16 protein-coding genes and 1 pseudogene are annotated in these 18,156 nt (G+C 63.2%); 6 read left to right on the top strand and 11 right to left on the bottom strand.

Annotation, left to right across the window (positions count from 1 at the left end):
- Window positions 1-4: 4 nt before the first annotated feature.
- Entirely contained in the window at window positions 5-2,800 is a 2,796-nt protein-coding gene (locus EMB92_RS01295; RefSeq protein ID WP_150393526.1) for an ABC transporter permease, read from the bottom strand.
- A 13-nt stretch (window positions 2,801-2,813) separates the two neighbouring features.
- Window positions 2,814-3,515 (bottom strand): ABC transporter ATP-binding protein, encoded by a 702-nt coding sequence (locus EMB92_RS01290; protein ID WP_150393525.1) that lies wholly within the window; start codon window positions 3,513-3,515, stop codon window positions 2,814-2,816.
- A gap of 162 nt (window positions 3,516-3,677) precedes the next feature.
- On the opposite strand from EMB92_RS01290, the gene EMB92_RS11585 reads away from it, so the two are divergent.
- Window positions 3,678-4,427 carry a TetR/AcrR family transcriptional regulator gene (locus EMB92_RS11585; protein ID WP_223847502.1) on the top strand — a complete coding sequence of 250 codons (750 nt, stop codon included), beginning with the start codon at window positions 3,678-3,680 and terminating at the stop codon, window positions 4,425-4,427.
- Here the strand turns inward: EMB92_RS11585 and EMB92_RS01280 are convergent.
- Complete coding sequence (locus EMB92_RS01280) at window positions 4,335-5,642, bottom strand: MFS transporter (protein ID WP_223847568.1); 1,308 nt, start codon at window positions 5,640-5,642, stop codon at window positions 4,335-4,337. The two genes, EMB92_RS11585 and EMB92_RS01280, sit on opposite strands and share 93 nt — an antisense overlap.
- A gap of 413 nt (window positions 5,643-6,055) precedes the next feature.
- Between EMB92_RS01280 and EMB92_RS01275 the strand changes: the two genes are divergently transcribed.
- The gene (locus EMB92_RS01275) at window positions 6,056-6,619 is read left to right on the top strand and encodes an NAD(P)H-dependent oxidoreductase (RefSeq protein WP_223847501.1); all 564 of its coding nucleotides are present in this window, start codon (window positions 6,056-6,058) and stop codon (window positions 6,617-6,619) included.
- 55 nt (window positions 6,620-6,674) lie between these two features.
- Here the strand turns inward: EMB92_RS01275 and EMB92_RS01270 are convergent, their stop codons facing one another.
- The 3 genes from EMB92_RS01270 to EMB92_RS01260 form a co-directional block, all read right to left on the bottom strand.
- Complete coding sequence (locus EMB92_RS01270; RefSeq protein ID WP_150393523.1) at window positions 6,675-8,105, bottom strand: DHA2 family efflux MFS transporter permease subunit; 1,431 nt, start codon at window positions 8,103-8,105, stop codon at window positions 6,675-6,677.
- A gap of 43 nt (window positions 8,106-8,148) precedes the next feature.
- Window positions 8,149-8,613 carry a hypothetical protein gene (locus EMB92_RS11580; RefSeq protein ID WP_223847500.1) on the bottom strand — a complete coding sequence of 155 codons (465 nt, stop codon included), beginning with the start codon at window positions 8,611-8,613 and terminating at the stop codon, window positions 8,149-8,151.
- A 112-nt stretch (window positions 8,614-8,725) separates the two neighbouring features.
- A complete protein-coding gene (locus EMB92_RS01260; RefSeq protein WP_449727604.1) occupies window positions 8,726-9,640 on the bottom strand; it encodes a 3-hydroxyacyl-CoA dehydrogenase family protein in 915 nt (304 codons plus the stop codon).
- A 382-nt stretch (window positions 9,641-10,022) separates the two neighbouring features.
- On the opposite strand from EMB92_RS01260, the gene EMB92_RS11875 reads away from it, so the two are divergent.
- Both EMB92_RS11875 and EMB92_RS01250 read left to right on the top strand, forming a co-directional pair.
- On the top strand, window positions 10,023-10,583 hold the full coding sequence (locus EMB92_RS11875) for an FAD-dependent oxidoreductase (protein WP_395951545.1): 561 nt from the start codon (window positions 10,023-10,025) through the stop codon (window positions 10,581-10,583).
- Between the two features lie 273 nt (window positions 10,584-10,856).
- The gene (locus EMB92_RS01250; protein ID WP_190973512.1) at window positions 10,857-12,224 is read left to right on the top strand and encodes an ATP-binding protein; all 1,368 of its coding nucleotides are present in this window, start codon (window positions 10,857-10,859) and stop codon (window positions 12,222-12,224) included.
- Between the two features lie 16 nt (window positions 12,225-12,240).
- Here the strand turns inward: EMB92_RS01250 and EMB92_RS01245 are convergent, their stop codons facing one another.
- Window positions 12,241-12,639: a cupin domain-containing protein gene (locus tag EMB92_RS01245; RefSeq protein ID WP_150393520.1), complete on the bottom strand. Its 399-nt coding sequence runs from the start codon at window positions 12,637-12,639 to the stop codon at window positions 12,241-12,243.
- Between the two features lie 335 nt (window positions 12,640-12,974).
- Between EMB92_RS01245 and EMB92_RS01240 the strand changes: the two genes are divergently transcribed.
- Window positions 12,975-13,601, top strand: a complete 627-nt coding sequence (locus EMB92_RS01240; RefSeq protein WP_150393519.1) for a TetR/AcrR family transcriptional regulator — start codon at window positions 12,975-12,977, stop codon at window positions 13,599-13,601.
- 191 nt (window positions 13,602-13,792) lie between these two features.
- Window positions 13,793-14,206: pseudogene (locus EMB92_RS01235) on the top strand (fluoride efflux transporter FluC); the annotation flags it as partial.
- Window positions 14,207-14,304: 98 nt separating this feature from the next.
- Here the strand turns inward: EMB92_RS01235 and EMB92_RS01230 are convergent.
- The 4 genes from EMB92_RS01230 to EMB92_RS01215 form a co-directional block, all read right to left on the bottom strand.
- Entirely contained in the window at window positions 14,305-15,153 is an 849-nt protein-coding gene (locus EMB92_RS01230) for a sulfite exporter TauE/SafE family protein (protein WP_190973511.1), read from the bottom strand.
- Between the two features lie 166 nt (window positions 15,154-15,319).
- Entirely contained in the window at window positions 15,320-16,813 is a 1,494-nt protein-coding gene (locus tag EMB92_RS01225) for a DHA2 family efflux MFS transporter permease subunit (RefSeq protein WP_150393516.1), read from the bottom strand.
- Window positions 16,810-17,367, bottom strand: a complete 558-nt coding sequence (locus EMB92_RS01220) for a MarR family winged helix-turn-helix transcriptional regulator (protein ID WP_223847498.1) — start codon at window positions 17,365-17,367, stop codon at window positions 16,810-16,812. The genes EMB92_RS01225 and EMB92_RS01220 overlap by 4 nt, the downstream gene beginning before the upstream one ends.
- A 97-nt stretch (window positions 17,368-17,464) precedes the next feature.
- Window positions 17,465-18,142 carry an NUDIX hydrolase N-terminal domain-containing protein gene (locus EMB92_RS01215; RefSeq protein ID WP_223847497.1) on the bottom strand — a complete coding sequence of 226 codons (678 nt, stop codon included), beginning with the start codon at window positions 18,140-18,142 and terminating at the stop codon, window positions 17,465-17,467.
- Between the last annotated feature and the right edge of the window lie 14 nt (window positions 18,143-18,156).

The following is an 18,156-nucleotide window of genomic DNA, read 5'->3' as shown; positions in this document are numbered from 1 at the left end:
TTCGTCACTCAGGGCTCTTCAATGCGCCGACCATGTCGATGCTGTCAAGGGAGCGGTTCGTGGCGAGTTCGACCAGCACGGTGAACAGCAACGCCAGCAGTGCGGCAACGGCATAGCAGTACCATGCCACGTTCGGCACGATGTTCATGCCCGGCAGGTCGAGCTGGCTCAGGAGGAATCCGAGCAGGCCGCGGCCGCATGGTAGACCGATCGCAATGCCGAAGCAGGCGAGCAGCAGCATCTCCTTGTTCACGTACCCGTGCACTTCTCGCTTGCGGAAGCCCAGCACCTTGATGGTGGCGAGCTCGCGCTCGCGCTCGGAGATGTTCGTGGAAGCGAGCGTGTAGAGCACCACCACCGCGAGGATTGCCGCCATGACCACGATGAACCCGATCATCACGAAGAAGATCATGAAGCTCTTGGTGAAGTCGCGCGTCTGCTTGGCGGTGCTCACCACTGTCAGGTACTCGTCCTGTCCGGCCAGGTCGTCGGCGAACGCGATCTGCGTGTCGTCGTCGCCCTTCACCTTGATGAGGTCGGCGTTGAGCGCGAGGTCCGTATCGTTGTTCACGTCGAACGCGGCACGGTAGGCGGCTTCGGACATGACCACGATGTTGCCGGTGTAGTACTGGGCCACGCCGGTGACCTTCACTTGGGCGGTATCCATCATCGCATCAGCGAGCTCAACCGTGGCGCCGGTGTCCAAACCGAAGGTCTTCGCGGCGTTTGCGGTGACGACCGCCGTGGCCTCGCTCCCCTCATCCAGCACGATGGTCCGGCCGTCCGTCGTATGCAGATCGAGGTAGCCATCGAGCGACTCGCCGTCCGGGATGACCATGAGCTGCACGGTCAGCTTGCTATCCTCGGCTGCTCCGCCATTACCGGAACCGCTGTTACCGGCGTCACCGTTACCGCCAACGGCATCGCCCGCGGACAGCGTCGCGCTTTCCAGATGAATCGGGACCGACGATTCCACCGCATCGTCTTCGTCCAGCGCCTTCTGCGCCTTGTCGTGGTCGGCGGCCTTGGTCACGGCCATTACGTCGTAGGTGGCGATCTCGCCGAACTGGCGGGGCATCATTGTCATCGCGGAGGAGGCCATGCCGAAACCGGCGGTCATGAGCGAGGTGCATCCGAGCACGCCGATGATGACCATGAGTGCACGGGACTTGTAGCGGAACAGGTTGCGCGCGGTCACCTTGCCGAGGAAACTCAAATGGTTCCAGACGAATCCGATGCGCTGCAGCACGATGGTCTTGCCGGCCTTCGGCGCCTTCGGGCGCAGCAGTTCGGCCGGCTGGAGCCGCAGCGAACCTGCGCACACGGCCATCGCACTGCCGGTGATGAGCACGAGGAACAGCAGAATGCCGCCGATGCCGATACGCCAGTCGATGATGAGTGGATAGGTCGGGATCACATAGAGGATGTGCAGCATGCGCTTGGTGAACACGAACGGCAGTCCGGCCAGGCCGATGAGGTCACCGACCACACCGCCCGCGAGCACCGCAGCGGATGAGTAGATGAGGTACTTGAGCATCGTCTCGCCGCGCGTGTAGCCGAGCGCCTTGTAGGTGCCGATGAGCTGGCGGTCCTCCTCCACCATGCGCGCCACCGCGGTCAGACTCACGAGGATCGCGATGACGAGGAACAGGATCGGGAATAGCTTGCCGAGACGCGAGATCATCTCGCTTTCGGTCTTGACGTCCTCGTAGCTGGTCAGAGCGCTGCGGTCGTGGATGATCCAGTTGGCGTCCGGCAGCGCGTCGAGCTCCGATTCCAACTGGGATTCGGCATCGGCGATCTTCTGCTCGGCGGTGGCCTTCATCGGGCTGCCATCAGGAAGGGCCTCGATGGTTCGCTTCTGTTCGTCCAATTTGCTTTCAACCGGTTCGCGCACGGCGTCTTTGATGGCATCTGTGCGGGCCTGTTCACGGGATGATTGGATCTTCTCGATGCTGTCCTGCGTCCGTTTGACCAGCGTCAGGTAATCGCCGTCATACGTGTTGAGGTTGGCGGCGCCGTCCACGCTGATGAGCGCGGACGTATACGGCGCATCCGTCGCGGCCGCGGCCTCGGACGAAACGAACAGCGGGTAGACGGTTTTGGCGCCGGAGATCAACGCCATCGGACCGGATGGGTTGACGATGTCGTTCGGATCGATGACGGTACCGACGATGGTGTAGTCGCCGGTCGCGAACGTGCCGGAATCGGATTCGCTCGACGCGTCGGACGAATCAGCAGACGACGAATCAGCAGACGATGCCCCGGAAATCAGCTGCGCCACGGACGTGGATTCGTCCAGCGTGAACGTGAGTGTATTCCCCAGCGCCTTGCCGCTGTCGGCCAGATACTGCTCGGTGACGGCGATCTCATGTGCGGCCTTGGGCAGACGGCCATCAGTCAGGTACGGCTGATCAAGGCCCTGGTCGTTCAGCTCGGTCACCGTGGCGGACGACTGCTTGCCGTTGATCTTGGTGTACGCGCTGGCCGACCGCTGGCCGGCGACCGAGCCCACGCCGTCCACGTCGGACAGGGCCTTGATGTCGTCATCGTCGAAGCCAAACGTGGAGACGATGCTCAGATCGTGCATGTCGGTTTTGTCAAAGAAACCGTCGAGACCGCCGCGCAAATCGTTGCTGATGGACGAAAGTGCGCCCATCATCATCACGCCGACCGCGACGATCACCGCAATCGCCGCGAATCGCTTGCCGTTGGAGGCGACGGCCCGCCAGGCGTCCTTGTAAAGCGCGGTGTGTTTCGCTCGCACGCGGCGCTTCGCGTGCTGTTGTGCATGTGCCATAGCGTTCACTCCTTTACCATTCGATGTCCGCGATGGGCGTCGGGTTGGCGTTCGTCATGATTTCGGTGACCTTGCCGGAGCGGAAGCGGATCAGGCGGTCGCCCATCGGCGCGAGGGCGGAATTGTGGGTCACTAACGCCACGGTGATGCCGCGGTCGCGGCAGGCGTCCTGCAGGAGCTGGAGGATCTGCTTGCCGGTGTTGTAGTCGAGTGCGCCGGTCGGTTCGTCGCACAAGAGGAGCTTCGGGTTCTTGGCGAGGGCGCGCGCGATGGCGACACGCTGCTGCTCGCCGCCGGAGAGCTGCGCCGGGAAGTTGTTCAGGCGCTCGCCGAGTCCGACTTTCTCCAAGGTCTCGCGGGCGTCGAGTGCGTCGGGGCAGATCTGCGAGGCGAGCTCCACGTTCTCAAGGGCCGTGAGATTGGGCACGAGGTTATAGAACTGGAACACGAATCCGACGCCGAAGCGGCGGTAATCGGTGAGTTCCGCCTCGCTGGCCTTGACGATGTCCTTGCCGTCGATGGTGACGGTGCCCGAAGTCGCACGGTCCATGCCGCCGAGGATGTTGAGCGTGGTGGACTTGCCGGCGCCGGATGCGCCGAGGATGATGGCGAGCTCGCCCTTCTCGATGTCGAAGGTCGCGTGGTTCAGTGCCAGCACTTCGGATTCGCCGCTGCCGTATTGGCGCACGACGTCATGGAATTGAAGGAATGACATGGTGGTTGCTTTCCTCTCGTTAATCACTCGACACTATGTCGTCGGATAACAAGATAATGAGATCACCAGCATTCATCAATCGACAATTCTGGTGGATTCATCGAGTGATTCTCGACAGGCGCGACGAGCGCCGTGAATCCGCCTCCACCAAGGAGCGGGACCATGGCCAAGAAGAATCCGGAACAGACCGGGCAGACCATTCGCAACATCAAGGAGGCGTTCTGGAAGCTCTATGAGGAGAAGCCCATCGAAAAGATCAGCGTCAAGCAGATCACCGATATGGCCGGCTATAACCGGGCCACGTTCTACCTGTACTTTTCGTCGGTGCGGGACGTGCGCGACCAGATCGAGGACGACCTGATCGCGCAGCGCGATGCGATGCTCACCGCATCGATGCGCGACGGCAAGCTTGCCATCACGCCCGAACTGACGGATGTGCCCATGACGCTGTTCCGCTATGGCAGGGTGCTGCTCGGCCCGCATGGAGACCCGAAGTTCGTGGAACGAGCGGAAAATAGCGTATGGCCGTACATCCAGCCGATCCTGTTCCCGGACACCCCGAACGTCGAAGACATCAAAGACCCGCAGGAACGCCGTCGGCTGGAACTGCTCAAACATTTCTATCTTTCGGGCATTCTCGGCATCTTCCGTGCGGCGCTCAACAATCCCGATCTCATCGCCCCCACCGAGGTCGGCCGGTTCATGTCCGAAGAGCTCCTCCCCCGCATCGTGCCGCGGGACGCGGACGCCCGCGAAAACCAAGCAGCCAAGCCCAACGAGCATGCCGCCCCGATAGGTGTGGACGGCGCCGGACGCGACTCAGGTTCGCGCGGATACGCCGCGCCGGGTCAAATACAGCACGTACCAGGCGACGGGCAGGGTGAGCAGGCCTCCGGCGATGAACACCCATGAGATCGGGATCACGTCGGCGAGCGGGGCGAAGACCAGCATGCCCAACGGCATGCCGAACGTGGCGAGCGTGGTATCGAGACCGAAGACGCGGCCGGTCATCGACTCGTCGGATTCGGACTGCATGATCGTGCGCATCGGACCGACGCAGATGGCCGACGACATGCCGTTGAGCACGTTGATGACGAGATAGGCGAGCAGGCTGGGAGCGGTGCCGAGCCCGATGACGGTGACGCCCACCATGGCGATGCCGAACACGACCATGCGCATCTGTGAGCGGCCGTCACGCAACACCTTCGCGCCAATCGTGGACATGAGCGCGCCACCGAGCAGCATGCCCGCGCTCCAGCCGAGCTCATTGGCGGCGAGCTTGTCGGACGCGGTGACGAGGTTCACGAATCCCAGATGCAGGTCGATGCCCTCGTATTCGCGGGTCATGAGCAGCAGCGTCAGATTCATCGGGGCGACGGCCACGAAGCAAGTGAGCGCGTCGCCTACGATCACGCCCTTGAGACGCGGGTTGCCCATCGTGTAGGCGAAGCCGGACTTCAGATCCGCGAACGTGCGTTTGAGCACGGCGAGTGGCAGCGGTCCGTCCGGCAACGGCTCCCCTGCCGCGTCGGCCACGTCGGCATCTACCTTTGATCCGTCCGCCGGACGTTTCGCCGGCACGCGGATCATCGCGACGAAGCCGACGCCAATGACCGCGGTCGTCACATCGACCAGCAGGATCGACCACAACGGCACCATGTTGATGAGCACGGCGGCGATCGCCGGCGCGACGATCATGTTCGCCGAATTGATGACGCCGTAGATCGAATTGACGCGCAGCAACTTGCCCGTAGGCGTCACATCGGGGATGAACGATTGGACCGCGGGCATCTGGATGCCGCCGCCCGCCGAGCGGATGAACAGGACCGCGAAAATCACCGAGAGGTTCGCCCATCCCAGCGCGAAGCTCACGGACAGGAACACGGTGACGGCCGCGATGACAAGGTCGGGCAGCATGATGAGGATCTTGCGGTTGTACCGGTCGGCCATGGGGCCGCCGAACATGGAGACGATGGCCTGCGGCACCACGCCGAACAAGGTGGCGAGCAGCATGGACGCGCCCGTGCGCGATTCGAGGACGATCCACCACCACAGGGCGTATTGGACGATGCTGGAGCCGAGCAGGGAGAACGCCTGACCGGCGAGCAGGAGCGCGACGCGGCGCATCCAGCCGTCCTCGAGCCGGTCATGTGCGATTGCCGTCGTTTCGACGGCACGGTTGTTCTGAGACATGGATGTGTTCTGTATCTTTCTTCATTGGACGCATACGCGGAAAACGCGGCATATCGCGCCGTTTGCCGTGATGACGATGCTTGCTGACGATTGCTGACGATGATCGGGCGGCCATTACGCGAATTTGGGTATGGCTCCGCCTTGGTCCGAACAGTCTCGGTTCGGAGACCTCAGTACTCGTACCTGCCCGGCAGACCGCCGGTCTGCGGGCACATGGCCATCAGTAGGGAACACATGACTGTAAACCGTAATGAGCGTCGCCGACAACGTGCCGCACGGACGCATACGTCATCCTGTTCGCCTACGACGTAGCGCCGTGCGTGCCAGTCCCATCATTTGCGACACTGATGGTTGACCATCAAATCGCCGAAGACAAGGAGCATGATATGAAGAAGACGCTGGTTCTGGTGTTCCACCCGGATCTGGGCGGACAGTCCCACGTGAACAAGGCGCTGGCCGAGGCCGCCGGCGAGCTAGAGAACGTGACCGTGCGCGACGAGTACGCGCTCTACCCGGACGGCAACATCGATGTGAAGGCCGAGCAGCAGGCCGTCGAGGCCGCCGACCGCGTCGTGTTCCAGTTCCCGCTCTACTGGTTCTCCTCCCCCGCGCTCCTCAAGGAATGGGAGGACAAGGTGCTCGAGCACGGCTGGGCGTACGGCTCCGAAGGCCACGCGCTCGAAGGCAAGGAATTCGCCGTCGCCGTGTCCACCGGATCGCCGGAGTCGAAGTACCAGCCGGACGGCGACAACCGCTTCACCATCGATCAGGTGCTCGTGCCGTTCGAGGGCACCGCCAACCACATCAACGCCACGTGGGTCAAGCCGTTCGTCACCTTCGCGTCCTTCGGCATCAGCGACGAGGCGCTGGCCAAGCAGGCCGAGGCGTACAAGGCGTTCCTGACCAAGTGAGCTGATCGAGAGACGCCGGTTCCCGGGACTCGACGATGTGATCCCGGGAGCCGGCTCAGCGCTTGCGGCAGAAGAGGACGGCCATGATGAAGCCGACGGCCGTCAGCGCGATCATGGCCCAGAACGCCACGCTCACGCCGGCGGGATTGTTGCCGCAGGCGACCATGATGGCCACGAACACGGCAGAGCCGAGCGCGCCGGCGATCGTCCTGAGCGATGTCAACAGGGCGCTCGCGTCGCTGGCATGCGCGCGATCCACGGAGGCGAGACCCCATGTGGCGGCCGGCATCATCACCATCGACACGGCGATCGAACGCACGGCGAACACGATGGTGAGCCACCAGATCGGCGTCGCGGAGGTGAGGAAGCCGAACGGAACCATCGTCACAGCGAGCAACGCCATCCCGCCGACCGCGAGCGGGCGGATGCCGAAGCGGTCGAACACGCGACCGGTGATCGGCGAGGACGCGGCCATCACCAAGGATCCCGGCAGCATCGACAAGGCCGAGACGGTCACGGATGCACCGTCCATCTGCTGCATGTAGATCGGCAAGATCGTGGAGCCGGCGATGAGCACAGCGTACAGGAACATGCTCAGCAGCACCGCCACGGTGAAGTCGCGCACAGCGAAGATGCGCAGCTCCAGCAGCGGATGATCGATGCGCAACTGCCGCACAGCGAACAGCGTAAGACAGGCCACTCCGAGCAGCAGTGCGACGCCGACCTCGAGGCTTGCGAACGGTCGCACGCCGAGGTTGCTGGAGCCGAGCTGAAGTCCGGCGAATCCGAATGCGGACAGGATGAACGAAAGCATGTCGAGGTGCGCGTCACGCGTGGTCTTGAGCACGTTGCGCATCAGCGGCAGCGCGATGACCAACACCACGACCGAGATCACGCCGGAGACCCAGAAGATCGACTGCCATCCCCAGTTGTCGACCATGATGCCGGCCAAGGTCGGGGCGATCACCGGGGCGGCGGATACGGCGAGACCGTAGAAGCCCATGGCCGTGCCGACGCCGGATTCGGCGTACAGGGCAAGGATGATGACCTGCGTCATCGACAGGGATATGCCCGAGCCGAGCGCCTGGATGATCCGGGCCACCATGAGCAGCGGGAAGCTCGTCGAGACGGCGGCGAGCAGCAGGCCGCCGGCGAACATGGCGATGCCCACGAGGAACAGGGGTTTGGTGGGGAATCGTTTCATCATGAACGCGGTGGCGGGGATGATCACGCCCATGGCGAGCGAGAAGCCGCTGGTGAGCCAGTTGCCGAGCACCGCGGAGATGTCGAGGCTGGTCATGATGGCGGGCAGTGCGGTGGTGAGCGCGGTCTGCGCGAATGCACCGGAGATGCATGCGGCGAGGAGCACCGCGAAGATCGCGGTGCGCTGACGGTCGGTGATGGTTGTCGCGGATGTCGATGAAACCGGTGTGGTTTCGTGGGCCGGGTTGATGGGCGTGGTGTCTGTGCGACGATTGTCGGTCATGATCGGGTGTGGGGTCTTCCGTATGGTTGTCGTGGGTTGTCGGTTATTCGCCTGATGCTTTCGATGACATGGTAGTGCCGGCCGGGTTGACGATGGCCTGTTCGGGCCAGCGTTTGCGCAGCGGCATCCATAGTCCGATGAGGATGGCCAGCATACCGAGCCCGATGCCGAACAGCCCGGAGGATTGGGCGGCGTTCGTGGTGTGCTGGGATTCAAGCAGCACGTCCTGGGTGACGACGAGCGAGAGCATCGCGTCGATGAACGTCACGAACTTCACGGATGAGTCGATCGGGTCGTGCGTGCGTCTGGCCACCATGACGCCACGTATGGCGATGCCGATCTTGGTGAAGGAGATCGTCGCCACGCTGATCGCAATGATCTCGTCGTATTGCCTTGGCGAGCCGACGAAGAACATGGTCAGCGAGAACGCGGCATAGGACAGGCCGATGAAGCACATGAGCGCTCCGGTGCGATGGTATACGCCCATCTCGCGGGCCAGGCGGCTCATGCGGTCGGTGATTTGATTGCATGAGGGCTTCTCCCTATGTTCCGAATCGCAGTTCAAGCGTATTCGGGACGCGGGGAGAAGCCCTCATGCCCATCTGTCACATGCCCATCCGTCAGCGATCCTCGTCTCCGGTCATGTCCTCCTTCAGGGCCTGCAGTAAGGCCGCATCGCGGCGCTCGATGATGCGTTTGCCGGTCTCGCCCTGCCATGAGAAGAAGCCTCGGCCGGTTTTCGCACCGAGGTCGCCGGCCTTGACCTTCTCGGTGAGCAGCGGGCTGGGCCCGGTGCCGTTGTCCATGTCGTCGAACAGATAGGTGCTGATGTTGTAGAACACGTCGAGCCCACCCAGATCGATGCTCGCGACCGGACCGACCAGATTCCAGCGACGGCCCAAACTGTACTTCATCACATCGTCGACGGTGGCGGCGTCGGCGATGCCCTCCTGGATGATGTGGAACTCCTCGCGCAGCACTGCCATCTGCAGTCGGTTGCCGATGAACCCCAGCGCTTCCCTGTTGAGTTGCGCCGGCTTCTTGCCGATGCGCTTCATGAGTTCGACCGTGGTGCCGAGCACTTGCGGGTCGGTACGCTCCCCCGGCACGACCTCGACGAGCGGCATCAGGTGGGCGGGGTTCCAGAAGTGCGCGACCACGAACCGTTCCGGTTTCGCGAGCACGGAAGCGATGGCGGTCGGGCTTAATCCGGACGTATTCGTGGCGAAGATCGCGTCCGCGGGCGCGAACCGTTCGATCTCCTGCCACGCCTCATGCTTGACGTCGAGGTTCTCGGCGATCGCCTCGATGACGAAATCGGCGCCGGCGACGCCCCGCTCGTAGCCGATGACCGGCATGATGCGCGCAAGCACGTCGTCCACGCTCTCGTCGTCCCACAGCAGATCCGCATTCGCAAGCGTTGTGGCGTCCGCGCGAATGTTCGTCATCGCGCGGTTCAAGGACGATTCGCTGCGTCCGATCAACCGCGTCGGATAACCGGCAAGTGCGAACTGCAATGCGATGGCGTGGCCCATTGTGCCCGTGCCTATGCTGGCGATGGTCGTGATGTCCTCAAGATTCACGGCCGTGCCGCCGTTGGCCGGTGCCGTATCAGCCGCCGTCGGTTCCGTGCTTTCCGTCGCTTTCGTATTCGTCTGCGAATCCATGGCCATGTCAAATCTCCTTTGCTTCGCGCATGTCGGTCACACGTATGTCAAGCTTAGTCTGTTTCACCGTCCGTACGCTTTATGCGAGGGCGTTATGGGATCGCGATTCATGCCTGTAGACCGTCAGTGCCTGCTGTGCGACGCGGGATCGCGGGCGAAGAACGACGGGCGCGTCGTTCGCGGCACCGGTTTTCCTCGGCGTAACCGGCCCGTGACATGGGGTGAGGTTTGCGCATCTACCGTACGGGCCATGAGCGAAAACAAGGATGCGGCCTCGGTGTCGCTGCCCGTCCTCTCCCCGACCAGCGTCGCCGGGGACAACACGGAAGGCGATCTCTACGACGACGTCATCATCGGGGGCGGCTATTCGGCCGCCGAGGAGGCGGTGTATCTGACGCAGTTCGCCGACCATGTCACCGTGCTGGTGCGCGGACACGGGTTCACCTGCGCCGCGCAGGTGGCCGAGAAGTGCATGCGCCATCCGAAGATCGACGTCCGATTCGACACCGTGTTGGAAGCGGTCGGATCATATCCCGACGGGGAATCCGCCGACGACGGCTCCGTGGGCGACGGCGGCCTGCGCTGGGCAAGGCTGCGCGACCGGACGACCGGTGAAACCACCGAATACCATGCCCGTCGTGGCATGACGTTCGGCGTGTTCGTGTTTGCCGGGTTCGTTCCCAACACCACGCTGGTCCGTGACTTCGTCGACCTTGACGAGCGCGGGTATATCAGGGCCGAAGCGAAGCGGCGCACCAACGTCCCGGGCGTCTACGCGGCCGGCGACGTGTGCGCCAAGGACCTGCGCTAGGTCGTCACCGCGGTGGCGGACGGCGCCGTGGCCGCGCTCGACATGCAGTACCTCGCCTCCGACATGCAGGACAAAACAGGCCAGATCCCGCCCGCGCCCGTGCCACGGTATTAGATTCCAGCAGAAGTATCCACGCTTTCGGGCTCTCCCCTTCCACTGCAGCTGCGCCCATATCTTCATCTGTGTTCAATGAAGACAGGATTCGATCTTCATCAAGCACAGATGAAGATGTGATATCATCTTCATCGCAAGCAGAAGAAGATGGAGAGATATATGTCACTGTCGTCACTCATCGCCGAATATCTCGATTTCCAGATTCCGGACTACATCATGCGAGACAGCGCGATCATCGAGGTTCCTAAGCCGGCTCGCAACAATGTGATCCACACCATCACCGGAGTACGTCGATGTGGGAAGACCTACGCCATGTACCAGCTTATGGATAGGCTTCTTGCCGCCGGAATCCCACGCACGAGACTATTCCATTTCTCATTCGACGACGAACGCATCATGCCATTCACCGACCACACCCTCGCCGACCTGCTTGACGCCTATTACCGCATGGTGCCCGAAGCATTGAACGGCTGCTACCTCCTCTTCGACGAAATTCAGGAAGCGCCATACTGGACGAATTTCATCCGTCGCGTGGCCGAACAGCATAATGTCACCATCGTGCTCACCGGCTCCTCATCGAAACTGCTGTCTTCGGATATTCCCACGAACCTGCGCGGCCGGTCCCTGTCAAGGGAGATGTGGCCCCTGAGCTTCAAAGAGTATTGCCTGTTCCACGATATTCCGACGACCCGGATCGCCGGGGAGTATTCCGCGAACACACGTCGCCCGCTGCAATCCGCGTTCGTTGAATATCTCAACGTGGGAGGATTCCCCGCCGTGCAGCGCATGGGTACGCTTGACCGCATGCGCATGCTTCAGGGCTATGCGGATGAGATCGTCATCAAGGACGTCCTGGAACGATTCGGCACCACCTCGATGCGAGTCGCCACACGTTTTTCCCGCAACGCCATGCGATCCACAGGACTCAAATTCTCCATCAACGCCCAGATCAAAGCTCTGCGCGGCATGCAGGTTCCGGTCTCCGGACCCAAGCTGTATGACCTGATGGACGATTTCGAGGATGCACACCTGCTATTCAAAGTGGGCGACTTCACCCTCTCCATTCGCGACAACCCCAAATCCTCGTACAAGGTCTACTCCGTCGACCCCGGTCTCTCATTGGCCGTGGCGCCCGCCAATCATCTCGACCTCGGGCAACGGCTGGAAACGGCGGTGTTCATAGAACTCAAACGACGATACGGCGACAACCGAAGCAACGCGATCGCCTCATATTCAGCCAAAAACTGCCCGGAAGTGGACTTCGTCGTCGGAGACGAGGCGACCGGAGAGCCATATCAACTGATCCAGGTCGCAGTACGGACCGGCATTGACAGCACAAACGTCGCCGACTTCGCGGACCCGTCGTTGAGCGACAAATTCCACAGCGAGATAGGCAACCTCACGGCAGCTATGTCCAATACGGGTCTGCGGCACGGAACGCTTATCTCATTGGATGAGGAGGGAAGCGTCACCACGTCTGCGGGAACCATCGATGTGGTTCCCGCATGGCGTTGGTTCCTGCAATAGACGATGCCTCACAAAGCTATGCGAGCCTGCGGTATTCCTCCTCGTCGACGGGCTCGAGCCATTCGTTGGAGGCGCCGTCACGCTTCGGCATGACGGCGATGTGCGCGAACGCCTCGGTGGGAGCGGCGCCGTGCCAGTGCTTGGTCTCAGGCGGGATGTAGGCCACGTCGCCGGGCTTCATCTCGACCGGGTCGTGTCCTTCGATCTGGTAGTAGCCACGGCCGCCCACGGCGAGCAGGATCTGGCACACGCCATGATGCACATGCCAATGGTTCGTGCAGCCGGCCTCGAACGTCACGTTCGCAACGTTCACCTGATCGTCGCCGGCGAGCGCAGCCAGGTAGCTTTGTCCTTCGAAGTACTGCGCGTAGGCGTCGTTCGGTTCCCCGATCGGGAATGCGCTTGGATTGTCCATGATCGTCCTTTCCTTGTGCCGGCCGGCGTCGCGGTCGGTCGTGCATCGTGTCAGGTATGGCACATATGTCATGTCCGGATGCACGGTTCTGTACGCTACGGACCTCGAGCGCTTGAAGTCAATGCCGGAGGCGTCGGCGTCGCGGGGCTATGCGCGGGGCTACCGGAGATAGGGTTTGCAGGCCTGTTCGCAGTATTCCCGACGCGCCTCTCCCCTTCGGGTGTGATCCATGGTGTTGTCGTTTCTTCGCTGTGATGTAACATGTGTGACATCATTGACGCTAATGGACGCATGCGTGCCGCCATCGGACATGACGGAAGACGGGAGAATGTGACATGGGGGTCTGTGACGTGGACGCCGACAGCCGGCGCATCGCCACCCTGCACCGCAACAACGAGGAGTCGAACGCGTTCGTGCGCAAGTGCATCGAGGGGGCGCTCATCCAGCTCATGGAGACCAAGCCGTTCGCCGCGATCACCGTGACGGACATCGCGAGGCGCGCGGGGGTCTCCCGCAACGCCTACTACCGCAACTACGCGTCGAAGGAGGCGATCCTCGCCGAATATCTGGACGGGCTCATCGAGACGGTGAACCGGACGCTGACCGCATACGACCCGATCACCCAGACGCGTAAGGCGTGGCTGGCGCTGCTCGCCGAGGTGCGCGCCATCGCCCCGCAGTACCGTCTGCTGCTGAAAGCGGGATATGGCGGGCGGATCACGGATGCGATGCAATGGCACATGAACCGCGGGCCTTCCGCCGTGGAGACCGGACCACGCTACGCCGCGCGGTTCTGGTCGGGCGCGATCTGCGCGGTGCTCGAGCAGTGGGTCGCCTCCGGCATGGACGCGCCCGAGGAGGAACTGGCGGACGTGATGACCGCGCTCATGCACCGCGGCGTCGCCACGGCGGCAGAATACGGCACCGACTGTGCGGCGGTGGACGCAACCGACCGGGCATGAATGAGATGAACGTGAGCGAGACGGACGCAGCGGCTTGTCCCGGCCGTGAATACTCTGAACCGGAGGCGATGAAACCCGCCTGAAACATCCGTTTCGAACCGCAGCCCCCGCTGATGGTCCCTACACACGATTCCTCTATATGGGACTGGTGTGTCTTCAGCGACCTCCAGCGGTTCCGGAAAGGGTTCCCTATGAGCCAGTCATCACAGCCGACCCCCGAAACGGGTGGCACACGTCTGCCGGACATCCATGCCGACATTCTTCTCATTGTCTTCTGCGGCGGCACCATCGGCACCGCATTGCGCTACGCGTTCGCGCAGATTCCCGCCATCGGTGCAAACGGCAGCTGGCATATCGGCACGCTCGCCGCGAACCTCCTCGCATGCTTCTGCTACGCCGGGCTCACCACGTTCCTCGCCGGCTCGCCGCTCATCCCCGCGCGACGCAAGGAGGTCGCAAGCCGCGGCCTCGGCATGGGCATGTGCGGCGGATTGTCGACGATGTCCACGCTCGCACTGGAATGCTTCACCGCGATACACGGCGGCGACGCGGCGGGCGTCATCGCGCCGGTGCTCGCCGCCGCAGCGGGATTCCTGCTGATCGCCTGACATGTCGACGTCCCCGCGCCGGCATTCACGCCGGAACGGGCATCCAATCCCCCGCTTTGCGATGGTCGACAGCGACATGCGGCGGTCGCGACGCCTCACAGGAACAGACGGACGACCGCCACGACGGACAGCACGTAGACGAGCATGCTGAACATGGACTGGCTTACGCGCCGGGCCACCCAACGCCCGCAGAGCACCGCGACGACCACCAGCGGGATCGTCCACGCCATCGCCGTGAAGTTCGTCCACGTGATCATGCCCAGACCGATGGAGAACGGCAGCTTGACCAGATTGATGATGAGATAGAACCATGCGGTAGTGCCCAGGAACCGTATGACGCTCAGGTTCTCGGACAGGAAGTAGATGGACGTGATCGGTCCGCCCGCGTTGGCCACCATCGTGGTGAACCCGGCGAGCGCGCCGCACACCACGCGTTTGGCGAGGGAGAGCGCCGTCTTCCCGTTTCCGGCATGGTCGTCGGAGTCCGATGCCGCCGCCTGCCCCCGGCCGGCATGCGCCGTCCGGCCCGTTTTCGTCATCCGTTTGCGTGCGAGCGACAGGAAGTACATCGACACGAACACCGCGAGGATCACGCCGATCGTCAGGCGCGTAACGGTGTTGTCCGCCACGAACAGGAACCCGGCCCCCGCCGCGATGCCTATGGCGACGAACGGGAACAGGCGGATGAGCGAACGACGTGACACGTTGCCGCGGTATGCCCAGATGGCGCTCCAGTCGGCCACGATCGCCATGATGAGCGTGATGCCGGTGGCTTCCTTGGCGGGCATGACGGCGGTGAGCGTGGCCACGGCGAGGATGCCCGCGCCGGGAGCCAGCGACTTGTCCAATCCGTACAGCACCGCGGCCAAAGCCACCGCGGCCATCACGCCCACCGTCATCATCGTCATCTCCTTCTTCGTGTTCGCGTCGCATTCGTGCCGCATGGGTTTCCCGCACATACAGCGCATATATGGAACGTGACGTGTGGGTGCCCATACGGGCGAGCACGGTGATTCATCCTACGCCCGAAAGCCGGCCCACGCCCCGCATGTTTGGGAATCAACCGAATATCGGGACCGGGACCGGTCTTTTCATGCCGTTTCGCCGGAGTCACACCTCGGTCATCTCGGGCGGACGGCGCGTGGAGAAACGGAACATGAGCGCGGCGAGGACGATGCCGGCCACGGCCAACCCGGCGATGACCCACATGCTCGACGCGAACCCTTCAAGGTACGAGTCGGGCTGCGAGGCGCCGGAGCGCGCGGCGGAGGCGGCGAACTCGGTGATCAGGGCGCTGGCCACGGCGGTGCCGATCGCGCCGGCCAGCTGCTGGACGGTGTTCATCACGGCCGAACCGTCCGCGTTGAGCCGCGCGGGCAGCTGGTTCAGGGCATGGGTCTGGTCGGGCACGAGCACGAAGCCGGAGGATGCCATGAACAGCGCGTATGCGACGGCCACCACCCACACGTTCGCGTGTCCCACGATGAGCGCGATGTCCATCAAGGTGACGCCGATGAAGCCGCACAGGATGAACTTCGGCGGGAAGTGGCTCTTCAACGCGCCGCCGATCATCGGGGCCGCGATGGCGCCGACGATCGCGCCCGGCAGCAGGATCAGTGCCGCGACGAGCGAGCCATGGCCGAAGCCGCGCTGCAATAGGATCGGCAGCAGGAAGTTCAACCCCAGCACGCCGCCCGAGGCCATGAGCAGGATGAGCATGCCGAGCGAGAACCCCGCGTAGGCGAACACGCGCACCTCGATGAGCGGATGCTCCATGCGAAGCTGCACGGCCACGAACACGGCGAGCACCGCCACGGCCGCGACGAGCGTGGCCCAGAACCGCCAGTCGCCGTTCCATTCGGCGAAGAAGCTCACCGCCACGATGAGGCCGGCGAGACCCAACGCCACCAGCATGAGCGACGGCATGCTGATCGAGGCATGCTCCTTGTCGCCGGGGTGGCGGATCTCAGGCACCGAAACCATGCCGAGCGCAAACGAGAGCACGAGGAACGGCAGCATCGTGTAGAAGATCCAATGCCAGTCGAGATACTCCATGACCACGCCGCCGAACACCGGCCCCACGGCGGGGGCGGCGCAGGTGACGAGGCTGACGATGCCGAGCATCGCTCCTCGCTGTTCGAGCGGCGCCTTCTCCAGGATGATGTTGGTGATGAGCGGCAGCGAGATGCCGGTGCCAAGCGCCATGACCAGACGCGCGGCCAGCAGCATCGGGAAGCTCGAAGCGAGCGCGCCGATCAGCGTGCCGAGCGTGAAGATCGCGATGGCCGCGACGAACAGGGCGCGGGTGGCGAAACGGCGCACCATGAACGGCGAGCTCGGAATCGCGATGGACAGCAGCAGCAGGTAGCCGGTGGTGAGCCATTGCACGACGGACGCGCCGATCGAGAACTCCTCCATGAGCGTGGAGTAGGCGATGTTGAGCGAGGTTTCGGACAGGATGCCGAGGAAGGTGAGGATGGAGAGCGCGATGACGGCGACGGTGAGCTTCGCGCCGACGGGGCGTTTGGCGTCGGCCGCCGTCCGGGGCGATCGTGGTGTCTGCGTGTGCGGCGTCTGCGTGTGCGACGTGGTTCGTTCGTTCATGATTCGTTGTCGTCCTTTCCGTCCGTCATTCGTCGGCTGTCTGTCTTCTGATCGTTTTCGGCTGCCTGCCAGCCGTCGTCCCGCATGAGCCGCAGCGTACGGCTCATCACGCGCGCCACGGTCTCGCATTCCTCTTGGGTGATGCCGGCGAGCAGTTCGCCCAGATGCTCGTGATAGTCGGCCACATACGCCTTGCGGATGGCGAGTCCATGTTCGGTGAGCGTGAGCGTGACCGCGCGGCGGTCGGTGTCGTCCGCGTGTTTGACGAGCAGTCCTCGACCGGTCATTTCGCCGATGAGTTTGGCGACGCTTGGCGTGGTGACGCCGAGGAACGCGCTCACGTCGCCCACGCGTGCCGTGGCCGTGTCCTGTCCGTGTGGCGCGTTGATGTGCCAGACCGCGTCGATGACGTGTACGTAGCGCGGTTTCATGCCTTTGGGTAGTTCGGGCATGAGCTCGGTGACGCTTTTTGCCTTCCAGCAGGCGTCCAGCAGCAGCCGCACGTATGCGGCCGACAGCCTTTCGGACGTCGGCCGCGTGTTCGGATCGTCCATCAGCAGCCTCCGTATAGTTACCAAAGATAATGACCATTGGTAACTATATGGAGACACCGGACAACCCGACGCCCCATATGGCGGGGGCTCCCCGGCGCTAGTCGAACACCACGGTCCAGTCGGGGTCGCGTCGGGCGGCGAAGCACATGGCGATCTGATCGGCGGTGTTCTTCGCCTCGGCGAGTTCGGGCAGTTCGTCCTCGGCGAAGTACCCGGATTGGAGGGTCTCGATGTTGGGTTCGAAGTGTCCGCCCACGGCCGTGCACAGCACGAAGATCTTGCACACGCCGTACGCGTAGGGCGGGACGTTGTGCCTGTTGCGGTCCTGTATGGCGATGATCCGGTCGGCGGTCACGTCGAGCCCGGACTCCTCCTTGGCCTCCTTGACCGTGTTCTCGCGCACCGACTGGTCGACGTCCACCCATCCGCCCGGCAGCGACCATGTGCCGTCGCTCTCCTGAACCAATAGGATGCGATCGTCCTTGAAGATGGCGGCGCGGGTGTCGAGCTTGGGCGTCTGGTAGCCGGTCTCGTTGCAGAACAGGTCCTTGACCTTCTCCAACGGCAGGTCGGATTGCGCGGCGAGCATCTCGGCGGCGATGCCTCGGATGCGCCGGTAGCGCTCCCTGTCGTAGACGCTTTCGCCGTAGGTCAGCCCCGCCTGCGCGAGGCTCTGCAGTTCCACGGCCCAGTCCAGCATCGGCCCGTACGGGTGGTTGGGCTTGGCGTGTGGGGCATCGCCATGTGCCGTATCGCCGCCCACCGCATGATTCATGGCCCTTCCTTTCC

The sequence above is a fragment of the Bifidobacterium callitrichos genome (assembly GCF_008698085.1).
Lineage (GTDB): Bacteria > Actinomycetota > Actinomycetes > Actinomycetales > Bifidobacteriaceae > Bifidobacterium > Bifidobacterium callitrichos.
This window is presented reverse-complemented; position numbering and strand designations above follow the sequence as displayed.